Origin of the sequence: Pseudoalteromonas sp. ECSMB14103 (genome assembly GCF_000813065.1) — a bacterium.
In the GTDB taxonomy this organism is placed as follows: domain Bacteria; phylum Pseudomonadota; class Gammaproteobacteria; order Enterobacterales; family Alteromonadaceae; genus Pseudoalteromonas; species Pseudoalteromonas marina.
Map to the genome: position 1 here is coordinate 64,238 of NZ_JWGY01000007.1, position 22,159 is coordinate 86,396.

Annotated in this window: 19 protein-coding genes and 1 riboswitch; of the genes, 9 read left to right on the forward strand and 10 right to left on the reverse strand. The window is 40.9% G+C overall.

Annotation, left to right across the window (positions count from 1 at the left end):
* Nucleotides 1–346: 346 nt before the first annotated feature.
* On the reverse strand, nt 347–1,228 hold the full coding sequence (locus RF53_RS12420) for an NAD(P)-dependent oxidoreductase (RefSeq protein ID WP_039037864.1): 882 nt from the start codon (nt 1,226–1,228) through the stop codon (nt 347–349).
* Between the two features lie 121 nt (nt 1,229–1,349).
* Here RF53_RS12420 and RF53_RS12425 point away from each other — a divergent pair, with 121 nt between their 5' ends.
* The 3 genes from RF53_RS12425 (at nt 1,350) to RF53_RS12435 (ending at nt 3,744) form a co-directional block, all read left to right on the forward strand.
* A complete protein-coding gene (locus tag RF53_RS12425) occupies nt 1,350–1,901 on the forward strand; it encodes a glutathione peroxidase (protein ID WP_039037865.1) in 552 nt (183 codons plus the stop codon).
* 95 nt (nt 1,902–1,996) lie between these two features.
* A complete protein-coding gene (locus RF53_RS12430) occupies nt 1,997–2,983 on the forward strand; it encodes a 2-hydroxyacid dehydrogenase (RefSeq protein ID WP_039037866.1) in 987 nt (328 codons plus the stop codon).
* An 86-nt stretch (nt 2,984–3,069) separates the two neighbouring features.
* Nucleotides 3,070–3,744, forward strand: a complete 675-nt coding sequence (locus tag RF53_RS12435) for an NYN domain-containing protein (RefSeq protein WP_039037867.1) — start codon at nt 3,070–3,072, stop codon at nt 3,742–3,744.
* Between the two features lie 4 nt (nt 3,745–3,748).
* Here the strand turns inward: RF53_RS12435 and RF53_RS12440 are convergent, their stop codons facing one another.
* Complete coding sequence (locus RF53_RS12440; protein ID WP_008130843.1) at nt 3,749–5,071, reverse strand: sodium-dependent transporter; 1,323 nt, start codon at nt 5,069–5,071, stop codon at nt 3,749–3,751.
* A 140-nt stretch (nt 5,072–5,211) separates the two neighbouring features.
* Between RF53_RS12440 and RF53_RS12445 the strand changes: the two genes are divergently transcribed.
* On the forward strand, nt 5,212–5,967 hold the full coding sequence (locus RF53_RS12445) for a 4'-phosphopantetheinyl transferase family protein (RefSeq protein ID WP_039037868.1): 756 nt from the start codon (nt 5,212–5,214) through the stop codon (nt 5,965–5,967).
* A gap of 152 nt (nt 5,968–6,119) precedes the next feature.
* Here the strand turns inward: RF53_RS12445 and lysC are convergent, their stop codons facing one another.
* Nucleotides 6,120–7,499: a lysine-sensitive aspartokinase 3 gene (gene lysC / locus RF53_RS12450; protein ID WP_039037869.1), complete on the reverse strand. Its 1,380-nt coding sequence runs from the start codon at nt 7,497–7,499 to the stop codon at nt 6,120–6,122.
* A 75-nt stretch (nt 7,500–7,574) separates the two neighbouring features.
* Nucleotides 7,575–7,747, reverse strand: a riboswitch (Lysine riboswitch).
* A 110-nt stretch (nt 7,748–7,857) separates the two neighbouring features.
* A complete protein-coding gene (nhaD, locus tag RF53_RS12455; protein ID WP_033020049.1) occupies nt 7,858–9,105 on the reverse strand; it encodes a sodium:proton antiporter NhaD in 1,248 nt (415 codons plus the stop codon).
* Nucleotides 9,106–9,324: 219 nt separating this feature from the next.
* Here nhaD and RF53_RS12460 point away from each other — a divergent pair, with 219 nt between their 5' ends.
* The 4 genes from RF53_RS12460 to RF53_RS12475 all read left to right on the forward strand — a co-directional run bounded on the left by RF53_RS12460 (nt 9,325) and on the right by RF53_RS12475 (nt 14,623).
* Nucleotides 9,325–10,611 (forward strand): hypothetical protein, encoded by a 1,287-nt coding sequence (locus RF53_RS12460; RefSeq protein ID WP_039037870.1) that lies wholly within the window; start codon nt 9,325–9,327, stop codon nt 10,609–10,611.
* 5 nt (nt 10,612–10,616) lie between these two features.
* Entirely contained in the window at nt 10,617–11,165 is a 549-nt protein-coding gene (locus RF53_RS12465) for a condensin complex protein MksE (protein WP_039037871.1), read from the forward strand.
* Nucleotides 11,162–13,936, forward strand: coding sequence for a hypothetical protein (locus tag RF53_RS12470; RefSeq protein ID WP_039037872.1), 2,775 nt, complete (start codon nt 11,162–11,164; stop codon nt 13,934–13,936). The genes RF53_RS12465 and RF53_RS12470 overlap by 4 nt, the downstream gene beginning before the upstream one ends.
* A gap of 135 nt (nt 13,937–14,071) precedes the next feature.
* Nucleotides 14,072–14,623 carry a DUF4136 domain-containing protein gene (locus RF53_RS12475; RefSeq protein ID WP_039037937.1) on the forward strand — a complete coding sequence of 184 codons (552 nt, stop codon included), beginning with the start codon at nt 14,072–14,074 and terminating at the stop codon, nt 14,621–14,623.
* A 129-nt stretch (nt 14,624–14,752) separates the two neighbouring features.
* On the opposite strand, the gene RF53_RS12480 is transcribed toward RF53_RS12475, so the two are convergent.
* Nucleotides 14,753–15,241, reverse strand: a complete 489-nt coding sequence (locus tag RF53_RS12480; RefSeq protein ID WP_039037873.1) for a peptide-methionine (S)-S-oxide reductase — start codon at nt 15,239–15,241, stop codon at nt 14,753–14,755.
* A 191-nt stretch (nt 15,242–15,432) separates the two neighbouring features.
* Between RF53_RS12480 and RF53_RS12485 the strand changes: the two genes are divergently transcribed.
* Complete coding sequence (locus RF53_RS12485) at nt 15,433–17,289, forward strand: TonB-dependent receptor plug domain-containing protein (RefSeq protein ID WP_039037874.1); 1,857 nt, start codon at nt 15,433–15,435, stop codon at nt 17,287–17,289.
* 322 nt (nt 17,290–17,611) lie between these two features.
* Here the strand turns inward: RF53_RS12485 and RF53_RS12490 are convergent, their stop codons facing one another.
* Genes RF53_RS12490 through tmk form a run of 5 tightly spaced genes read right to left on the reverse strand, consistent with a single transcriptional unit; the run spans nt 17,612 to nt 22,154 of the window.
* Entirely contained in the window at nt 17,612–19,471 is a 1,860-nt protein-coding gene (locus tag RF53_RS12490) for an alkaline phosphatase D family protein (RefSeq protein WP_039037875.1), read from the reverse strand.
* 4 nt (nt 19,472–19,475) lie between these two features.
* Nucleotides 19,476–20,255 (reverse strand): TatD family hydrolase, encoded by a 780-nt coding sequence (locus RF53_RS12495; protein ID WP_039037876.1) that lies wholly within the window; start codon nt 20,253–20,255, stop codon nt 19,476–19,478.
* A gap of 18 nt (nt 20,256–20,273) precedes the next feature.
* Nucleotides 20,274–20,600, reverse strand: a complete 327-nt coding sequence (locus RF53_RS12500; RefSeq protein ID WP_006792298.1) for a PilZ domain-containing protein — start codon at nt 20,598–20,600, stop codon at nt 20,274–20,276.
* A gap of 11 nt (nt 20,601–20,611) precedes the next feature.
* A complete protein-coding gene (locus RF53_RS12505) occupies nt 20,612–21,526 on the reverse strand; it encodes a DNA polymerase III subunit (protein WP_039037877.1) in 915 nt (304 codons plus the stop codon).
* 1 nt (nt 21,527) lies between these two features.
* A complete protein-coding gene (gene tmk, locus RF53_RS12510) occupies nt 21,528–22,154 on the reverse strand; it encodes a dTMP kinase (protein WP_039037938.1) in 627 nt (208 codons plus the stop codon).
* Nucleotides 22,155–22,159 lie beyond the last annotated feature (5 nt).

Genomic DNA, 22,159 nt, shown 5'->3' on the forward strand with positions numbered 1-22,159 from the left:
TCCTCTTTGTGAATAAATCCCTTACGGGCTTTGCCCTTCACGTTAGCAAGCTTCGCGTCTACAAAACAAGCAATAATTTTTACTCAGCCGATAGGCCTTAAGCTTACTAACGCGAAAGCGTAGCTTTTAAAATAAAAAACTTTTGCACAAAGAGAACAAATGAGAAGAAAATGAGAAAACATACAGACCAACAACAACCTTTTTAGCACTATCACTGCCTCTAAAAGCGCAGCGCCTCTTTCCCTCTTTGTGAATAAATCACTTTACGGGTTTTGCCCGTCAAGCAAGCAAACTTCGCGTCTACACGTTAAACGCGAAACCTATTTAATTTAAAACACATACATAGTTATTTTTTATGCAGCGCCTCTATTCGTGCAAGTAGGCTTGAAGTATCGTATCGGCCGCCACCAAGTGCTTGTACATCTGCGTAATATTGGTCGACTGTTGCAGTCATTGGCAACGTCGCACCATTGTTTTTAGCTTCATCAAGCGCAATGCCTAAATCTTTGCGCATCCAATCTACGGCAAAACCAAACTCGTACTCACCTGCCCACATTGTTTTGTAGCGGTTTTCCATTTGCCACGACCCTGCAGCGCCTTTTGATATGGTTTCAATTACTTTTTCACCGTCAAGGCCTGCTTGCTTAGCAAAATGTAAGCCCTCGGCTAAACCCTGCACAACACCGGCAATACAAATTTGATTAACCATTTTACAAAGCTGGCCCGAGCCTACGCCGCCTAACAATTGGCTAAAACGGCTAAACGCCGCCATTACAGGCTGTACTTTTGCAAATACGGCTTCATTGCCACCAGCCATTACCGTTAAAACGCCATTTTCTGCTCCGGCTTGTCCGCCGGACACTGGCGCATCAATAAAGTCAATATTTTGTAGCGCCGCTTTTGCAGCTACTTCGCGGGCAACTTCTGCAGAGGTTGTAGTGTGATCAACTAATATGGTATGCGGTAACATACCCGCCAAAACGCCATTGTCACCATAAACTACAGAACGTAAATCATCGTCGTTACCCACACACATAAATACAATATCAGCGCCTTGAGCAGCTTCGCGTGGGGTATCTGCAACGCTTCCTTTATATTGTTCAGCCCAACGTTGCGCCTTTGATTGCGTACGATTAAATACACATACGCTATGCCCTTTATTGGCTAAATGCCCCGCCATTGGGTAACCCATTACGCCTAAACCTATAAATGCGACTTTCATTGACATAAAAATGACCTATTTAACTGCTAACTTAGAAACTAGGTCCCGATTATGTCAACCGGCCAACAAAAAAGCGAATGAAAGTCTTTGTAAAATTTCCACCAATTGGAAATTAAGTAGGTAACCAATGGATAGTATTTATCAGTTTAATGCACCACTTTATAACAGTGAGAATTTTTCTTTAAGCGAGTTAAAAGGCAAAACCGTACTCATTGTCAATACAGCCAGTAAATGTAGTTTTTCAATGCAATTAAATGCTCTCGAAAAGCTATACCAAGAGTACAAGGATCGTGGCTTAACGGTACTTGCATTCCCATGTAACCAGTTTGGGCAAAACGAGCCACTTGATAATTTAGCTATCAGAGACTTTTACCAAATGCAGTTTGGTGTTTCGTTTAAAGTATTTGGTAAAGTCATGGTAAATGGCCCAGACGCTCACCCTTTATTTAGCTATTTAAAATGCCATACCCGCGGTATTTCACAAAACCGTGCAGTAAAATGGAATTTCACAAAGTTTTTAATTAACTCACAGGGGCAATTAGTCGCACGCTATGCACCTCGTACTAAACCTGAAACACTTAAACAGGTTATCGAAACACACCTACAGAAAGCCGTTGAATCAAGTGACATAAAAGCAACACCCATTATGTCTGCTTTAAATAGACGCACAGCGTTATAAATAAAAAGTAATCGCTACTTGAGCACATGGCAGTAACGTAGTTTAATTTAAACAGGTTTACTATTTTAAACGCACCAAATTGTTGGAGCCATACCATGAACATTGCTTTTTTTAGCGCGCAAAAGTACGAAAAACCTTTTTTTGAACAGAGTATTGCAACTCATAATAGCTTAGCAATAACCTATTTTGAGCAATCGCTTAACGAGCAAACAGCGGTGTTAGCAAGCAATTACAATGCAGTGTGTGTATTTGTAAACGATACAGTTAATGCTCAAGTTATAAAGCTATTAGCAGCCCAAGGTGTAAATACTATATTACTGCGCTGTGCCGGTTTTAATAATGTTGATTTAGATGCGGCAAAAGCACATAACATTCATGTTTTGCGTGTACCAGCATACAGTCCCGAAGCCGTAGCTGAGCATTGTATTGCGCTTATGCTTACACTGAGCCGAAAAACACATAAAGCTTACAACCGCGTGCGCGAAGACAACTTTGATCTAAATGGGTTACTTGGCTTTAACTTGCACAACAAAACAGTGGGCATTATTGGGTGCGGAAAAATTGGCTTAGCACTGTGTAATATACTCAATGGATTTGGCGCAAACGTTTTAGTGTGCGACCCAAATGCAATACCGGGTAACTACTCCATTACCGACCTAAACACGTTACTTACCCAAAGCGATATTATTTCGCTGCATTGCCCACTAAACGATCAAACCCATCATTTAATCGATGAACATGCTTTCGCTAAAATGAAGCCCGGCGTTATGCTTATCAACACCTCACGTGGTGCATTACTCGACAGCAAAGCCTGCATACAAGCACTTAAAACACAAAAACTAGGTTACTTAGGACTAGATGTATACGAGCAAGAATCCGAACTGTTTTTTAAAAACCACAGCGACGAAATAAACCAAGACGATATATTTTCCCGTTTAGTTGGTTTTAAAAATGTTCTGATCACCGGGCATCAAGGCTTTTTTACTCAAGAAGCGCTCACCGAAATAGCAAACACCACCATTACAAATGCTCTTGAGGTTGAACAGGGTAAACCGCTTACTAACTCCGTTTTTAAAAATTAACATTTATAGCCATTTACACTTGCCAAAATATGCATTGCAGTGGTATCAATTAGTTATATTTAATGGCTTTTTTAGCAGGTGTTTAAATGGAAAAAACAGCGTTATTCATAGATGCAGAAAATATAAGCCATAAATATATAGAGCAAATAATGGCTAAGTTTGAACATATTGAGGTTAAAAAAGCATATGGCAACTTTGGGGCTGTACAGCTAAAACCTTGGGTGAATATATGCTCGCGCTTTGCTATAGAAATGGTGTACCAAGAAAAACTTGTAAAATCGAAAAGTAATGCTGCCGATATTGCGTTAACTGTCGGGGTTATGGAGTCATTGTATGTCTCGCCGATTGACACTTTTGCAATAGCGTCATCTGATTCTGACTTTGCGGCGCTAGTACACTTTTTAAGACGAAATGGTAAAAAAGTAATAGGGTTTGGTAATAATACAGCGAGCGCTAAACACTATTTTGATGATTTTTATATTTTAGGTAAACAAAACACCATACCCAAAGTAAAAAATAAAAGTATTGCCTCTGTTGATACCTACCATTTAGCACTGGTGAAAGAAGCCGTTGAGAACACACAACATGCAAAAACTGGACTCTCTGAAACAGTGGATGTTGGTACCTATCTTCATCGAATATTCAACATTACAAAAAAGCAGCTAGGCGTAAGTAAGCTATATCAATATTTTAAATATCACGATCAGCATTTTAAAATGCAAAAAGCCCCCGACGGAGGCTTTTTAGTCTCGTTGCATTAAGTCATTAACCAAACGCGACGTTTGCAAACACCAAGGTCATTAATATTGGGCATACAAAACGAATATACTGGGCAAACCAAAAATGCGCGCCGGTGCTAGCTTGGTGTAACTTATTACCTCGTTTGAACATCCAGCCAACCGTTATAAAGTAAAATAACCCCATTAACGGAAGTTGGTACTGAGTAAACACCATAATAACTAAACCAAATAACCAATCAAAGTTTACTATAATTGCACTCGCACATATTAAAACCACTAAGCTTACCAACCACGTGGCTTTAGTGCGGTTTACATTGTGGTTTTCAACTAAAAACGCAACCGGAATTTCAGTAGACGAAATAGTCGAGGTCACAGACGCTATCGACATCAAAACAAAAAACAATAAACCAACCAGTAACCCTATTTCTCCCATGGTATTAAATAACTCAGGTAAAATGGCAAATATAAGCTGCCCTTCACCTATTAATTTACCGCCACTAAATACCTCAACGCCATTATGCTGTGCAACATAAATAGCCGGAATAATAAGTAAACCAGCTAAAAATGCAACGCTCGTATCAAGTAATGCAACGCTTGCCGTTAGTTTTGGCAAATTGGCATCAGGCTGTAAATACGAGCCGTAAATCATCATACACCCCACCCCTAACGACAACGAAAAAAACGCTTGTCCCATAGCGGCAATAATTAAATTTGGATCGAGTATTTGGCTAAAGTTAGGCATTAAATACGCTGCAAAACCTTCGCTTGCGCCATCCAAGGTGGCTATATAAGCAATTAGCGCAACAAGTAACACCAATAGCATAGGCATCAGTCGGCGCGACCAGGTTTCAATACCCGATTTAACACCCTTTAAAATAATGCAGGCCGTTAAAATAAGCATTAATGGTGTAAATACAAAATTACGGGCTTGCGAGTCACTGTGTAAAAACTCGCTCACACTGTGTAAACCAACAAACGTTGTAACAGGCTCAATTGCGTACGACAGCATCCACCCTGCCACAATTGAATAAAAGCTCAACATGACTACAGCGCCCGCAAGGCCAATATAGCCCGCAGCTGCACCTATTTTACGGTTGCTATCTTGCCATGCGTTACCCAGCGCTTTTACCGGGTTTGCTTGTGCGTTATGGCCTAAATACAGCTCGGTATATAGTGCCGGTAATGCCAATAAAAAGATAACCAGAAAATAGACGAGTAAAAATGCTCCACCGCCATGATTAGCAGCTTGTGTAGGGAACCCCCAAATATTACCCAAACCCACTGCCGCGCCAGCAGCGGCTAAAACAAAACCAAGTCGGCTTTGAAACCCATCACGCATTTGTGCCATACATCTACAAATCTGTTATTATTTTGATTGTTGTGAATTAAACCATATTTAATGCCAGCTGAGTAATAAAATTGTATTCAGCCTTTGTTTGTCGCGTTAACTGCTCACAATAACAACGACTTTTTACTTTTTGAGCTGATATGACCGCACATTTTTTTAATAACGCCTTAACCATAACGCCAACAGATTTTGCCAATTTACCTAAAGGCAAAAGTACCGTTTTGTTGTTCGACGCTAATACACTTAGTTTGGCTAATTACAACTTGGCGAGCTTACTCAGCGAATTTGAATTAACCGTTATTAACCGCCGTAAAAACCAAATAGCTAAAAAAGAATATGTAGCAAGCCGCTTACTTTTAAAATTGCTTGTGAAAACCACCCACCCTGAATTTTCAAATGTGCCATTAAATGCCATTAACACAAGTTTTAACCAATCCACAGCTAAATTAGAGCTGCATATTAACGAGTGCGTTATTAATACGTGTATATCGCACTCTCATGGTTTTGTTGGGGTTGCTTTAAATTTAGAAAGCGAGACGTTTGGCTTCGACCTTGAAAAAATTAGCTTAACGCGCCCGTTTGAAAAACTAGCCAAGCATTTTTACCACACAGACGAAGTTACATTAATTACGTCTCAACCTAATACGCAAAGCCAAGCCAATACCTTTTTTAGAATTTGGACATTAAAAGAGTCATTAGCTAAAGCAACTAGTCGCCCTATTGCCAAATTACTTAGCCCCAACGTATTTAACGAATTAACCTTAGTAAGCTTGGCCGCAAGCAGCCAAGTGGTAAACACGCAAACAGAGACGTTTGATTTAACCTTAGTGCATAAAAAAAGCACCGACTGGCGGTGCTTTGTGTTAACCGATGTCTCGCTTCTACCAATCCGCTAAATTAAGTGATCTATTTTGAGGATAGATAAACGTGGTGATAGCTAGGCAAAAATTCGTTATTTAGTTGTTCTAAATGAGAATTTTTTAACACAGATAGCGACACCTTTAGCCCCTAAAAATGATTAAGTATTATTGCGAATTGGTATTGCTAGTTAAACTTCTAACAAACGGCTATGAATAGCCTGAACCACATTATCAGATTCACTTTGTTCGACTAAAAAGCATAGGTTGTGCTTACTTGCTCCATGACAAATTAAGCGAATATTAAAATCACTTAATACCTGCATTAAGTTCATTTCGTGTTGGCGAAGTTGAATCTCAGAGCCAATAAGTGCCACTAGTGTTAAGTTGTTTTCAACCGATACATGGCAAAATTCAGCAAGCTTATCTAAACACGCTTGGTCGAGCTCTGGGCGCGACGCGTTAGGCGCATTATCAAGCGTTATTGCTACACTAATTTCAGACGTAGTTACCAAATCAACCGATATATTAAACTCGCTTAAAATAGTAAATACACGGGCTAAAAAGCCACTAGCCAATAGCATTTCAGGGCTTTTAAGGGTGAGCAAAATTTGATTTTTACGTTGGGTTACCGCGCGAATTCCTGGTTGCTGCGATTTTTCACGCTCTATCCACGTACCACCACGTTCAGGCTCGCGGCTTGAACCAACAAACACATTAATATGACTACGGCTAGCAGGTAAAATAGTAGCTGGATGCAATACATTTGCACCAAAGGTAGCCATTTCAGCAGCTTCATCAAAGCTTAAACGAGCAATCGGAGATGCCTTTACACATAATCGCGGATCGGTACTAAAAATACCCACAACATCAGTCCAAATATGTACACTTTTGGCGTTTATTGCCTCAGCAAGTAAAGCGGCACTGTAGTCAGACCCACCACGGCCAAGCGTTGTTGTTTGTCCAAATTCGTCACTGCCAACAAAACCTTGGGTTACAATAACTTGGTCATCTAACAGTGGGATCAAATATTCTTTAGCAGCTTGTGCAGTTGCGCTTACATTTGGCGTTGCTTTTCCAAACTGACTATCTGTTTTAAGTACTTGGCGTACATCAAAGCGATCGGCATTTAAGCCTTTTAAACGCAGCACTTGCGCAAATAAATACGACGATAAACGCTCACCAAAGCTAAGTAACTCATCGTGCTGCTGATCAGTTGTCAGTGTTTCAAGCGCTAGCGTTTGGAATGCTTTTAACGTTTCGTTAAAACCTACGGCTAAATCGGCATCAAGCGATAACTCATCTAAAATAGCCTGTTGAATGGCTAGCACGCCGTCAATTTGTTCTTGGCGCAGCTCTGGGGTAATGCTTGATTTACACAGTGCAACCAAATGATTAGTTACGCCGGCACTGGCGCTCACAGCGACAATACGCACGCTTTTATCGGCAACAATAATTTCGCTACAACGACTCATCGCATCAAAGTTAGCCACACTGGTTCCGCCAAATTTGGCAACGATGTAATCTGATTTAACGTCCGATACTGTTTGCGGCACTGATTGGGTAGTCATTTAGTCTCCTTTTGCGGTATCCAAACCGCGATAAAACAAGAAGAACTTGGCAAGTGAATGCTTGAAGGTAAATCCACTGCCAGAAGCTCTCCACCTAGATTGGTGACAGTTTTGAGGATTCAGCCCCATAAACCGAAAAACAACATCGACGTAACGTTGGTTTTCTCGGCGAGTACTTCCCTCTTTAATGGTTATGGGCGTTCGTCACCTACCATTAAATACCTAAGTATCGCACCTCTTCTGAATGTTGTATTAACCAATGGCTAATAAAACAAAACCCCACTATAAAGTGGGGTTTGAAAGTTAACGTTTAGACGTCTAGCTGTCAAGCGTTTTAATGCGGTTTGTTAAGCAAAACTTAAACAAACCCGCCCATGTAATACGCGCCCGCATAACCCACGGTATAACTTACTAACAAATAGAGCGACAAACGTAAGTAACTCATAAAAGTTAGCTCTTTTACTTTACTCATAGCAATAATACCAGCAGCCGATCCAATAATTAGCATTGACCCGCCAACACCGGTTGCATAAGTAAACGATAACCAATCTTGCTGGCTCATCACTATATTAGCTTTTAGTAAAGCAGCAGTGAGCGGTACGTTATCAACCCCGGCCGACAAAATACCCATTAAGTAGTTAGCGTACTGTGGCGCCATAACGGTGTAAAGGTCGGTAAACTTACTTAGCATTCCAATCTCTTTTAATGCACCTACCAATAATAAAACCCCGACGAAAAACAGTAAGGTGTCGTATTCTATGTCGCGTACGTAGTCGATAATGTTTTTGTTTATGTCTTTTTTGCGCATTAAAAATTGCGCCACTAAAAACATGATTGATAAACCACATAAAAAAGTTAGTAAAGGCGGTACACTGTAAATTACACTCAGCGCAAGTATGCTTATAACTGTAGATACAAAAATAACTGCAATGGTGATATCGGTTTTTTCTATGCGTTTTTTTCCAGATTTTGAAAAGGTTACATCCCCTTTCATGCCAATACTTAGCATTGCTGCTAACAGCATAACGCTAATAAATGCTGGCGCAATAAGCAGTAATAAGTTAGCAATGGTTACCTTGCCATCTAAAAATATCATTAAGGTTGTTACGTCACCGGTAATTAACGACACACCACCGGAGTTAACACCAAACACAATAAGTGTGGCATATTTTATAAGCTTTTTAGGCGGTAGTTTTAACGACATAACTACAGCAAGCGATATTAACGTAGCCGTTACGTTGTCTGAAACCGACGAAAACAAAAAGGCAAATACCCCAACCAAAAACATCAGCTTGCGTTCGCTAATACTTGTTGGCATTACTCTGTGCACAATATTTTCGATAAACCCTTTTGAATTTAAATAAGCAACAAAGGTCATGGCGGCCATTAAAAACAACCACAGCGATGCTATCTCTAAAATATTTTCGTTAAGGAGTTCTTGTACTTGCTCTGGGCTTTGCCCATGCAAAGGGAAAATAAACAGGAGGATCCAGCAAAGCGTGCCAAAAAAAAGCGTGGTTTTAGCTTTATTTACATGGATGATATCTTCTATAACAATCAATAAAAATCCGATCGCTATCAGGGTTAGAATAATCGTGGAAACCATGGGTATTAAATAACCTTTGATATTGTTTTAAAGAACACACGTAAAGTCCCTCTCGACGTGCCTATTTTCGGCGCGAATGTTAGCACTGCGGCTATACAAAAACTATTATTAAATAGTCTTAAAAACGAATACCATATACAGGCTAGATTAATTAGAATACGTAATAATGAGACGCTTCTAAATTCTCAATAATAAATTACTAGGATGTTGTAACACCTTATGATCCCAGCTAAAAAGCGACTAAATACCCTTAGCGAACATTGGGCAGTTTTAGAGCTATTATTTAAACGTTTTAAAATGGCCGACTTTAGCCTAAAAGACGTGCAAAATGCGATAAAACAAAAACAACCCACGTGGAACAACGAGCGCATTTACAAAGAAACAAACCGTTTGCTCAATCAAGATATTTTAATTCCACTGGCTAAATCATCACAGCTTGAAATTAACCGTGCAATTGCTGACTTTGCTACTTTTTTACTGCAAGAAGAGCATTTGGGCTTAGCACAAGAAATTAGCGTGTTAGTAGACGATCTTGCCCGTTTAGGTAATCGTTTAGATAACGCTGGTAGCATGGAAGACTTTGACGATTTACGCCGATTTAGCCGTATTATGGATGATCGGGTACGTAAAATAATGAAACTTTACGCGCACAACGAAAACGCCATTTTAAATATTGTTGAACAAGCGAAATCAAACAATGCGGTGCAATCACTACAAAAACGCTACAAATCAGTAATCGAAGCCTTTGATGAATACATAGAGCCCATGCTTGAAATGGTCGATATTAGGGGCGATTTTCATGCCTGCTTTACAATAATAGAGCAGCAAATCAGTAAACAAATCGAATTTATTGAACGCTCTGGTAAAGCATACACCGACAAACGTATGCTTGAACAGCTACGAACTCGCATACTCGAAATGAACCTAATGGGCCGAGAGAGTTTACGTAAAAGTGCCGATATGCTCATGCCCCTGCGCGAAGAGCTACGCCGAAATAACTTAGTTACACGCCAAGCGGCCAAAGTGCTCGGCCTTGTGCGTAAAAATGGCGTAGATAACATGCTAAGCGCTGTACAACCTAATTTTGTAACCGACTCTCAGCGTTATTCGCTTGGGCAACAACGCCATATTATCGCGTACATGGCAAGCTTGGTAGAATTTGAACACGAAGAATATCAACTTCCCGAACAACAAGATGTACCCGCATTTGTAACGCCTAACATTCCTGACTACAACGATGTAAAAACAAGCTTTGCTAAACGCTTTAACAAAAAACGTAAAAAACCACAGCCGCTGCTGCAGTTTTTAGATGAAAGCTATCCCGACTTAGACGCCGACGAAATGCTCTTTTTATATCAAAAATTAGTCAGTGATAGCGACATTAAAATTAGCCAAAGCGATGAAAAAGCCCGAGTTAAAATTGCCGGCCAACACTTTTCACTTTACCCATTTAATTCTCAGGCATCAGATTCAGCAACTCAGCCTAATACTGAGGCAGATAAGTAATTACCATGACACATATAAACCTAGAAGAACTCACTCACCTGCAAGCAATCAATAAAAAATTAACTGCGGGTTACCACATTTGCGAACAAGACAACGTAATGTGGCAAGAACTCGACCAACACATTGAATCTTACAGCGCACTATTTACCGCATTAGGCCATGATTTAAAACACGATAGCCGTGGCTTTTACTATTTTGCCAGCGACGAAAGTACGCCAAATATGGGTAAAATATCGCGCGCTATCGCACTCACTATTTACATTTTAATTGAGCACTTTGCCAATACCGGTAAAGACCCAATGCGCGCCCTGTTTGATGAAGTAAACGATTTAGAACTGATGCAAACCTTAGTGCAAATAAACAAGCACTTGTTTGATCAGCTTGAGATATTTTCGGGCTCAGATTTACGAAAAGATGTTTACCTACGTATGGTTCGTTTAGGCCTTGCCCGTGAAGTAGAAGGCGGCTTTATGCTACAAGCACCTATTCACCGCTACATTGATGCATTAATGGAAGTAAACGAAGAAACCTACATGACGGAGGACGAGCAATGAACAACTTATACGGACTGAGTAAACTCGCCCTACTTAATACCGCAGGTTATGCAAAGTGTGTGATCCCGCTTGATAAAAGCAGCTCTATTTGTGCGCCAAATAATACCGGTAAAAGCTCGGTTATTAACGCCCTGCAATTTCCGCTTATAAACGATTTACGCCTTACCGAATGGGACGGGCACGATTTAGATGAAACCCGTAAGTTTTATTTTTCATCGGATCAGTCGTACATTTTACTAGAAGCCAACCTCCCTCATGGCTCGGTGGTTATTGGTGTAGCGGGTCTGGGTAAAATAGCCGGTTACGCGCACCAGTACTTTTGTTATCAGGGCAAGCTCGATTTAGAACAGTACACGCAAGGTAATACCATAATTAAATTTACCAAGCTGTTTAATCATTTAAAGTCGCTTAATTACAATCCTATTGAGTTAAAAGCACAAGAGCTAAACGCCCTGCTTACCGGCGGCGCAACGCCCTTTGACGGCGACATTAATTTAAAAATGATCCCGCTTAATAACGTGCAAGACTCCGCCATTTATAAAGAAATTTTTAGACGTATTCTTAACTTACACAAATTGGGCGCAAGCGATGTTAAACGCTTTATGCTGCGAGTGTTTGAGCGCCATATGTCAAACTCAAAGGTTGATTTTTACGAAGTATGGCGTCGCTCGTTTGACAAAGTAAACCGGGCTAAGCGCGAATTAAAAGCGCTTGAATCAATGCAAGAGCCAATAAGCGCACTTGAATCAATGCTTGAAAATCAAACCGTGCTTAAAGGTAAATTAGCAGCGTACGCGCCTAAAATTGACCAAGCACTCATTGACTTTGACACCTACCAAGAAGAGCAGCTTAATGAACTTGGTATAGCACTTGAAGACATTGAACACGAAAAGCACGAATTTGAGCAAAAACAAAGCCTATACGTACAGCAATCGCGCGATATAGAGCGCAAACAAACTCAAATTGAGCAATGGTTTTTAGATTACAGCGCCCTTAAAAGCGAGTTTGAACTGGTAAATAAAGCCACAATTAAAACCAACCTTGGCCAACTTAAGCAAGACTACGAGTCGCTTTCGCACTCTATTACCAGCGCACAAGGGCAAAGCTTGCACACGCTTGATTACCGCATTAGCGAAACGCAAAAACAAATTAAAAGCTTAAAACTGCAGCTTAAAAACCTTGAGTTTAATTTGTTCACCCGTATGCGCGAAGACCTATCGCTTAAAGAAGTGGAAGAAATATCACGCATTTTAAACCCCGACCTACTCTCGTTTGCCACCACCACTAATGGCGATATAACCATTGATGACGAAGACGCCTTTGGGGAATTTTTATCATTATTAAGCGATAACGTTAAAGGCGGTGTGCTTACTTTGCCAGGCGCAAGTATTAAACTTAAAAAGCTTTCGCCAGTACAAATGCAAAGCGGCGAAAACAAAGAGCAATTAACCGCGCAGTTAAGTGCGCTTGAACACGCGTTAAAAGAGTTTAAACAACAGCGCGAAGTGGCAGCCAATGTTGCCGATAAACAAAAAGAAAAAGACGCACTTTACGGCGAGTTAATGAGTCTTGAGGGAGCACTAAAACGTTTAGAGCAATTTGAAGTAATGCAGCAGTCGGTAGACGCGCAAGCCATGCTAAAAGAGCAATTATTAGCAGAGCGCGAACAAGTTGACGATTACCTGCAAGACATTCAAAAAAATAGTGGCTCAATTGCAGACAGACGCTCGTTAATTAAATCTAAGCAAGAACAAATTAATCGCCAAACCGAGCGCCTTCGCCAAGTTAAAAGTGAGCGAATTGATCACACGCTTGATTTATACAGCGGTAAAGTGACCCCGTACATGATTGATATAACGGTCGATTTTGATAACCTAAGTGACTTAGTACATCACTTTAATAAAGACTGCCAAGAGCTTCGCAACTTTGATATAAACGTGCGTAATACCTATTTGCACGTATATAACGCAGGCATTACTAAGTTCGATAACGAAACCGACGAATTTACTAAATACCAAAAGTTAATTAGCGCATTTCATAACCTTGATAACGAACGCGATGCGGTTGAGCGCCAAGGCCGTGTAGCTCTGACCGAAGTAGCCGCCACGATTAAGGGCTTGCGTGAAGACTTAGACCGCCTTCGCCGCGAAATGAACAGCTTTAATAAAGGCATAAGCCAGCACCGTATTTCTAACCTTCAAGCGTTTAAAATTAACGTAATACCACGCAAAATGCTGGTTGATAGTATTGATACCATTATCAGCACGTCGCATCAGTTTGAACAAGGCGACACCCTTGATTTATTAAGCCAAGAACCCTACAGCGAAAGCGCGGTAAACGAAGCAAAAGATCACCTAATAAAACTTGCATCAGACAAAGCAGGCTTAACGCTTACCGATTTATTTGACATCCGTTTTGAAGTGGTAAACCGCGCTGGCGAAACCGAACACTTTGAAAAAATAGACTCAGCCGGCTCAAATGGCACACGTATTACTATTAAGTTATTGTGTGGCATGTTGTTTATTCGTTACTTATTAAGCGATCAGGAACAAAACCTGTACCGTATACCTATTTATATTGATGAAGCGGCCGACATTGACCCGCAAAACCAAAAAGCAATTATAGAAACAGCACTAAGCTTTGGCTTTGTGCCAATATTTGCCTCAGTTAAGCCGCAAATAAGTTGTGACTACATTGTGCCGATTCGTTCGGTAAAAGATGGCGCACAAAACTGGGTAGATGAAAAAGATTGGATAGAAGTAGAGCATTAAATTTTTGAGTGGCTAATTAGCATTAATTAGTCATTCATGTTCATCACACTAAACTAATTTTTAGAACCTTTTAATAATACACATTTATATAAGGTGTGTTATTTTAAGGTAATGCATTTTATTGGAGCAAACGTAATGAAAAATATACTTATTGTTGCAGCACTAGCACTACTTACCGCTTGTACTCAAACCCCAGATTGGGATTACGATAAATCAGCTAACTTTAGTAATTTTAAAACATTTGCTTGGGTAGAAAACGCGAGTTTAACTAAAGACACCAACAACTACCAAATTAACGGTTTAATGGAAAAACGCGTGCGTACTGCGGTAAATAATGAGCTTACAAACACCCTTGGTATGACATTAGTAGATCCAGCCCAAGCTGACGTACTTGTTAACTATCATGCGTCGGTAGATAAAGAATTAGAAGTAGATACATTTAATACTGGTTACAGTAACCGTTGGGGTTACTGGGGTACTGGTTTTCAACGAGACACAACAGCGCGTGAATACGAAGTGGGTACATTGGTTATCGATATTGTAGACAGTGCATCTAATCAACTAATATGGCGCGGTGCTAAAGAAGGCCGATTAAAGAAAAAACAAACACCTGAGCAACGCGAAGCATCAATTAAAAAAACAGTCGCAAATATTTTAAGTAACTTCCCGCCGCAAAAGCAGCAATAAGTTTAAAGTTAGTTTTTAAAAAGCTCACAAAATGTGAGCTTTTTTGTGGGTGTTTATTTTGTATGCGCTAAGCTTGCTTGCGCGAGAAGTAATAGCTTCTAATTACTTACATAGCATTGAGCATCAAGTTTACAATTTATATTTATACAATAAATCTAGTGGTATATGGCAGTAATCATCTGGGTGGTTAGTTAACCGGTCTTGATGCTCTGGATCGCTTGGTACGTAATTGGTTAACTGCTCCACCTTTACCGCAATTTTATCGGCATCGCTGCGCTTATTTATATAATTGCGTGCAATATTTAAATGGTTTTGGCTTTTGCTATAAATGCCCGTCCGGTATTTAGGGCCTACATCTTCCCCTTGCTTATTAATACTATAGGGGTCAATAATTTCAAAAAAATAGTCAAACAGTTGATTGAGTGAAACAACACTTGAGTCAAACGTTACTTCTACACACTCGGCATAACCATCGTATTCTCCTTGCGTGGTATTACTTGCGCCGTTTGCACGCCCTGCTTGCGTTGTTATAACGCCGGGTAAATGCTTCATAAATTCTTGCACGCCCCATAAGCAGCCGCCGGCAAAATAGAGTTTATTGTGTTGCTGAACTGTCATCGTTTATCTAACTCAATAAAGTTAATTAAAAATACATGTGTATTGTAACGCGTTAATTATACAAATGATTATCAAATGCAGATTTTTATAATTACTGTACAATAGCGCACAAAATTGCACTGACTAAGTTAAGCTAGCCCACCCGCTTTATATAGTTTTTATTAGTGCCTAAACACATTATGAGATACACCATGAATCGCACTGAGCATTTTATATTTTCTGCACTGCTGTGCAGCGTTACACCTTTTTCTTATGCGCAAGCTACAAGCAACACCGAAACAGCAATAGAACAAATTACTGTTGAGGCATCGGCCACGGCAAATAAATTACCTGTTGGCACCTTTGACTCCCCCGTCTCTAATTTAGAATACGACCCTCGTGTTGATTTACAATCACGTAATATGGCAGAAGCCCAGGCTGATGTAACAATTCGTGGTGGTATTTTCGAAAACACAGGGTTTAGAGTCGGCAGTGCTACCCTACTCGACCCTCAAACAGGTCATTACGTTGCTGAGCTCCCAATTGCACCGCAAATGCTAACTGGACCTTACGTTTTAACCGGAGCCGACAATGCCTTAAACGGTATGAACAGCTCTGTGGGATCGATTTCGTTTGGTTTTAAACCCATCAAAACTGGCGGCAATGTCTCTGTAGGCACAGGTACAAACAACTTTAACTTACAAAGTATTTACGCAGGAATAAGCACAGAAATTGATGATGCTAAAAATTGGCAGCTTGGCTTTGAGGGCGAATATTCTCATTCACAAAGTGACGGCTCAATAGAAAACGGCGATCACGATTTTAATCGCGCCTCTGCGCGCATACAGTTAATAGGTTCGGATTCGCAAACCGATGTGCTGTATGGCTCACAAGAAAAGTTTTTTGGTTGGCCAAATATGTACACACCATTTGGCGTAAACGAAACAGAAGAACTAGAAACCCGCTTACTCATGCTTAACCACCAGCAAAATTACGCTGACAATAGCCGTTTTGAGGTGTCGGCCTATTACAGAAAACACAACGACCATTATGTATTTTCTCGTGAGAATCCAAGCGCCTTTGAAGCCTTTCATGAAACTAAAGTAAAATCGATTGCGGTATCAGGAAGCCATGCACAAAACACCGCGTTTGCAGTAAATTATTCAGCGCAATATATTGAAGATGAAATAGAGTCGACCACACTTGAGAATAATTTTACCTCACGCACTTATTACAAACTGAGCGTATTACCTGAATATAAAATCGACCTTAAACAAAACCAGCTATTAACACTTCGCCTAGGTGCGGCTTTTGACGACACAAACCGAGATGACTCTGAGTTATCGCTCATTGGCGATATTTCACTAAACACTCAAAACAGTGATGGCTCTGAGCAAACCGTTTACTTATCGTATGCGCAAGCGAGCCAAGTTGCAGGCTACACCGCTATTGGTGGCAGTGATCAAGGCGGGTTATTTAGAAGTAATTACAACCTTGAGCGCGAAACAACTAAAAACCTAGAGCTTGGCTATTTAATACAAGAGCAAACCTGGCAGCTTAATTCAGCAGTTTTTTACCGAGAGGATAACAACCTAACCGATTGGACTTTTAGTTTTGACTCTAGCTCTGCCCGCTTTGCTAATCCGGTAGACATAGACGCCACCGGCGTTGAATTTTTTGCGACTAAGTATTTTGATACAACCGAACTCATTGCAAGCTACACCTACTTAAATAAGTCAGAAAACTATGGTGATGCAGATATCGACGCCAGCTTTTACGCGTTAAATTTTCCTGATCACCGTGTTACCTTAGGTGCAATTTGGACACCAAACGACCTAATAGAAATGAGGATTGATAACGAGTGGCGTAAACAGCACGAAAACGCACTGCGCAGTAGCAAAGACACCGCATTATTTACGCAAGTGTCGCTAAAAATTACGCCAACCGTTATTAATAATTTATTTATTACGTTAGCTGCAGACAATGTGTGGGATGAATCGTTTGAAGAAATACCCGGCACACCAGGGCGAGGTGAGCAATATACGTTAAGTGCAACGTATAGCTGGTAGACATTAAATTCAGCGTTTACAAACTTAATGTTTACCTTAGTTTGTAAACGCTGTGTTGGTTTATATAAAAACGACTTTTAGGCAAAATATATTGCACAAAGAGAAATGAGTGAGGAGTAAATGAGTAAACCTAACCTCATATCGCTTTCTTAATTGATTTACGTTTATGTCTGAAAAATTAAGTATCCAATGATGTTAGACCAGAACAGCTCGCTTAAAAGACTTCACCAATTTGTTTCTCTTTATGCACTTGATCTTTTACAAGAGGCTGCACTTCTAACGTGAGCAAGCTCTACTTCTACAATAAAGGCAATGCCGGGCTTTATTTGTGTTCTAAGTCGAATTCGGTGGTGTGGCCGTCGCCGTGGATGAGTTGATAGCGGGATAGGTCGCCGTTATCTAACGTTATTAGGCTTATTGCGGAATCGCTTACTAAATACTTTTGGCCTTCGCCTAGGGTTTGGTGTTTGTCTACTTCCATGTGCCAGCGTTTGGTGAAAAAGTTAAGCGGGCTTTTGGGGCCGTATAAAATAGAGTCGAGTTTGTCTAGTACGTTTATTAACTTACGCGGGAATTCGTTTTTTATCCCGCTTGCGGTGAGCTGCCATATTCTGTTTGGGTGATCGCCAAAGCGCTTTTGCACCGAAAAGCAAAACGAGTAATGCACATCGCCCGATAAAATAAGGGTTTCGTTTGGGGTGTCGGTGCGTCTAAAAGTGTCGAGTAGTTTTTTAGCCGAGCCTTCGTGGGCCATCCAGTTTTCTACATCCACCATCAGTGGCTGGCCGCATATATTAAAAGCCGCTTGAATGGCTTCTATTGATTTAACACCAAATACCGGCGCGGGCGATACTATAATTACTTTATCGTGGCTTAGTAGGCTTTCTTCAAGCTCTGTAAGGCGTTCCCAATCGAGCAGGCCTGATGGCTCATTAAAGTTACTTTCGTTACGCCAGCGGTGTGTGCGGGTGTCGAGCACCACAACTTTGGGTGTTGTAGTTAACTCGTAATGCCAATGGTTAAATTCGTTTAGGGGTTTATCAAACGCTTTAAATTGCCATTGGTTATTAGCGCTTAAGCTTTGTTTAAATGGCGGTATTAACACGCCTGTTTTTGTTAGCGCATCGTTACCCATACCTTGGAACAACCAGTAACTTATAAGCCCATTATTTATTATGCGTTTACTGCTTGGGTTTTGGTTGATGGCTTGCTCCCACCCTGCGGTGAGGTTCCAATCGTCGGTTACGTCGTGATCGTCAAACATCATTAACGTCGACACATTAGCAAATAATTTTTCTACTTCATTCAGCCCTTTAGCATAGCCAATTAACGCCGATTTTTCGGCATTAAAAATACGTTGATGCTCTGGGTTTTGCCCCGTGTAATGCGCGTTTTGTAAATCAACACATTGCCAGGCAGCGGCGCTTAAATTAAGTAAATAAAGCGCTATAAATTCTTCAAAGTGAATAAGGTGATTAAATGCTTTTACGCTTGAAAAATGCGGCTCGTCTTTTTTAAGCCAATAACCCACACCCAGCTTTGAGCGCTTTTGCCACGGTGTTTTGGGTAAAAAATGGTGCCTGTTGTATAGCTGTTCATCAATTTTGTTAGGCAGTGGCAACGCCATAGGTTGCTCTTTATAAATACCTATTTTTTCAATAAGTTGATGAATAACCAGTAACATAGGCCCAGCTACATCGTCGGCGTAAACTTGGTCGCCGCTTAACAGCAGTAATTGTGCGCCGGGCGTATTTTGGCTGCGTTGAGTGTTTTGCCATTGGCTTGAGGTTACTAGGCTGTCTTTTGCGGGGTGATGCGCGTTTCGGCACGAGCCATGTAATATGCTATTTAGTTTATTGGGTATAACAAATGCTGGGGCTGTTTGGTTACTGTAAGCCCAAGCTGATAGGTCAACCTCATTGCCATTTATTATTAATTGATACGCTAGTAAAGTGTCGAGCGCAAAAGGTCTACTTGCCGGTTTTACAACTATAAAGTGTAAATAAAGGTGTTCGCCTAGTGTAATGGTTTTTTGTTCGCTGACACTTTGCGTATTGAGTATATTAATTTGGCACTGTGCGGGCGTTGACGTTGCAAATACTATGCATACGCCTGTTTGCTCAGCGCGGCGCACCATTGGCCCCATAAGTAACATAGGAAGTTGCGCCGCGTGAGTCGTCATATTATTAGCCTTTAGTTGCTAATTTAAATAGCGAGTAAAAGTTATCGGTGGTGGCTTTAGCTAGTTCGTTAAAGCTAATGCCTTTTAACTCACTAATGTAATACGCAACATCTTGCACGTAAGCAGGCTGATTAGTTTGCCCACGGTGCGGTACGGGTGCTAAATACGGCGAATCGGTTTCTATTAGTAGTCTGTCGAGTGGGATTTGCTTTACCACGTCTTTAAGCTCTACTGCATTTTTAAACGTGACAATGCCTGAAATAGAAATATAAAAGCCCATATCGATGGCTTTTTTAGCCATGTCCCAGTCTTCTGTAAAACAATGCAATACGCCGCCACAGTTTTCGGCATTGTGCTCGCGCATTAGGTTAATTGTGTCTGCACGGGCGTCGCGTGTATGAATAATTAGCGGCTTTTGTAGTTCGTTAGCCACATCAATATGGCCTACAAAACTTGCTTGCTGCACAGCATGTGTGTCTTTTGCGTAGTAGTAATCTAGGCCTGTTTCGCCTATGGCAACTACTTTATTGTGTGATGCTAAATCAATTAATTGCTGTTTGTTAAGCGTGTCTTTTTGATCGAGCGGATGCACGCCACACGAGGCCGATACATCGTCGTAGTGCTTAATTTTATCAAGCATACTTGGGAATTGGTCAAGCGTAACGCTTACACATAAGAAGTGTTCAACCTGTTTGGCCCGTGCTTGGTCTAGCACTTGGTCTAGGTTTAAATCGAGTTTATCAAAGTCAAGACGGTCTAAATGGCAATGCGAATCTACAATCAAAATTGGGCCTGTTTTTTACTACATGGTGTAAGTTGGATTACCGGAGTTTAACATAGTCCCCAGTAGTTTTTCGATCTTGGCGTTTAGGTTTGTTTTGTCGTCTAAAAAGCTAATACCAATCCCTGGCGGGTTTGAGCTTTGTGCGCCTTGTGGGGTGATCCACGCAACCTTGCCAGTGACTATGTCGTCTTCTAGTGCGTCGGGAAGGGTTACACGTAACGCCAGCGAGTGCCCTACTTCGTAACGCATGTTAGTACGCACAAATAAGCCGCCTTTTTTTAAGTAAGGCATGTAACAGCGATATAATTCGTCTAGGTCGTCTATATCTACTAATAGCTCTTGCATGGTTAATCCTTTTATTTATTACGTAAAATGTACGCTAATCGCGATACAGCGAGCGGTAAATTAAGGCCGAGAATTTTTGTATTATTTTGCAAAAATTCGCTGAGTGCTTGTTGCGCTTCTTGATACGCTTCAAAGCTCATGCCTTGTAATAATTGCTGTTTTAATTGCTCGCTTAAAAACAAAGTAAATATACGAACCAGCTCAGGTTGTTTATTTATTATATCGACTAACGCTTTGAAATTATGGCTTTGTTTAAACTCAGTTGCAAACTTATAGAGGGTATCTATATTTTGTAGCTGGTTTTGCTCTTGCCACTGTTTTACTTGTAATGGCTGGCTATAAAAAAGCGGTAGCCAAGAGTAATTTTGTATTTGTAACGACTCAAGCCATTGCTGCGCTAGTTGTGTACTTGTTACTTTTACGTCGGTTTTAGTGCATCGGCTTAAAATAGTGGCTGGCAATTGCGCAGGTTGGCTTGTGGTTAATATTAAAAACCGGCTATTGCTTGGTTCTTCAAGCGTTTTTAACAAGGCGTTAGCCGCTGCCATGGTCATTTTTTCGCAGTTTTCTATTACCACTACTTTGTTGCCATTTTGCGCCGCTGAGTGGTTCATAAAATCGCTAATGGCGCGTATGTCGTCTACGCCAATACTTTGGCCGTCTACCTGGGTTATGCGCTTGTCGGGGTGTGTACCCGCAAGGTTAAGCGAGCAGCTTTTACATTGCCCACATGGCGCTAAAATACTGTTTGGTGCGGCTGTTTGCTGGGTAATATTTTGGCATAACAAGGCATTGGCTAGTTCGTCACTTAAGGCAAACTTACCTACACCCACAGGGCCACAAAACAATTGGGCATGATGAAAACGCTGACCACGAAAGCTTTGTGCTAAGTGTTGCTGAGTTTCATATAGCCAAGGTAGAGACATGTTATTTTAGCTCTTCAAAAAAAGTACGTAATACGTTTGTGATATCGCGATGTACTTTATCAATTTCTTGATTGGCATCTACGGTTTTAATAGAGTTGTCGTCGCTTGCAAGCTCTAGGTAGCGCATGCGTGTACGCTGAAAAAACTCAATAGCTTCTTGCTCTATTCGGTCAAGTTCACCTCGCCCTTTAGCACGTTCAAGGCCAATTACTGGGTCTATGTCGAGATAAATGGTTAAGTCGGGCTTTAGGCCTTTTAATACCATAGACGATAACGACGCTAGTGTATTTGAGCTAATACCGCGCCCGCCGCCTTGATACGCCTGCGACGATAAGTCGTGACGGTCGGCTAATATCCATTTACCTTGCTCAAGCGCAGGGTTTATTACGTTATGCATTAGCTGCGAACGTGCGGCGTACATAATAAGCAGCTCGGTTTCGAAGGCTATTTCTTCTTCGTGTTCGGCTTTTACTAAGGTGCGTAACGACTCGGCCAATGGCGTGCCGCCAGGTTCGCGTACGTTAATGTATTCTATTTGTTTTTTGTTTAAAAAGTCTTGGCAAAGTGAAATAGCGGTTGATTTACCCGCGCCTTCTAAGCCTTCTACTACTATAAATTTTGGTTTCATAAACA

Coding starts and splice junctions, on each gene's coding strand:
- RF53_RS12500 (WP_006792298.1), bottom strand. CDS start 20,600: ATGCAAGAGCTATTAGTAGATATAGACGACCTAGACGAATTATATCGC.
- RF53_RS12485 (WP_039037874.1), top strand. CDS start 15,433: ATGAATCGCACTGAGCATTTTATATTTTCTGCACTGCTGTGCAGCGTT.
- lysC (WP_039037869.1), bottom strand. CDS start 7,499: ATGACTACCCAATCAGTGCCGCAAACAGTATCGGACGTTAAATCAGAT.
- tmk (WP_039037938.1), bottom strand. CDS start 22,154: ATGAAACCAAAATTTATAGTAGTAGAAGGCTTAGAAGGCGCGGGTAAA.
- RF53_RS12440 (WP_008130843.1), bottom strand. CDS start 5,071: ATGGCACAAATGCGTGATGGGTTTCAAAGCCGACTTGGTTTTGTTTTA.
- RF53_RS12430 (WP_039037866.1), top strand. CDS start 1,997: ATGAACATTGCTTTTTTTAGCGCGCAAAAGTACGAAAAACCTTTTTTT.
- RF53_RS12480 (WP_039037873.1), bottom strand. CDS start 15,241: ATGACAGTTCAGCAACACAATAAACTCTATTTTGCCGGCGGCTGCTTA.
- RF53_RS12460 (WP_039037870.1), top strand. CDS start 9,325: ATGATCCCAGCTAAAAAGCGACTAAATACCCTTAGCGAACATTGGGCA.
- RF53_RS12420 (WP_039037864.1), bottom strand. CDS start 1,228: ATGTCAATGAAAGTCGCATTTATAGGTTTAGGCGTAATGGGTTACCCA.
- RF53_RS12445 (WP_039037868.1), top strand. CDS start 5,212: ATGACCGCACATTTTTTTAATAACGCCTTAACCATAACGCCAACAGAT.
- nhaD (WP_033020049.1), bottom strand. CDS start 9,105: ATGGTTTCCACGATTATTCTAACCCTGATAGCGATCGGATTTTTATTG.
- RF53_RS12465 (WP_039037871.1), top strand. CDS start 10,617: ATGACACATATAAACCTAGAAGAACTCACTCACCTGCAAGCAATCAAT.
- RF53_RS12505 (WP_039037877.1), bottom strand. CDS start 21,526: ATGTCTCTACCTTGGCTATATGAAACTCAGCAACACTTAGCACAAAGC.
- RF53_RS12470 (WP_039037872.1), top strand. CDS start 11,162: ATGAACAACTTATACGGACTGAGTAAACTCGCCCTACTTAATACCGCA.
- RF53_RS12475 (WP_039037937.1), top strand. CDS start 14,072: ATGAAAAATATACTTATTGTTGCAGCACTAGCACTACTTACCGCTTGT.
- RF53_RS12490 (WP_039037875.1), bottom strand. CDS start 19,471: ATGACGACTCACGCGGCGCAACTTCCTATGTTACTTATGGGGCCAATG.
- RF53_RS12435 (WP_039037867.1), top strand. CDS start 3,070: ATGGAAAAAACAGCGTTATTCATAGATGCAGAAAATATAAGCCATAAA.
- RF53_RS12425 (WP_039037865.1), top strand. CDS start 1,350: ATGGATAGTATTTATCAGTTTAATGCACCACTTTATAACAGTGAGAAT.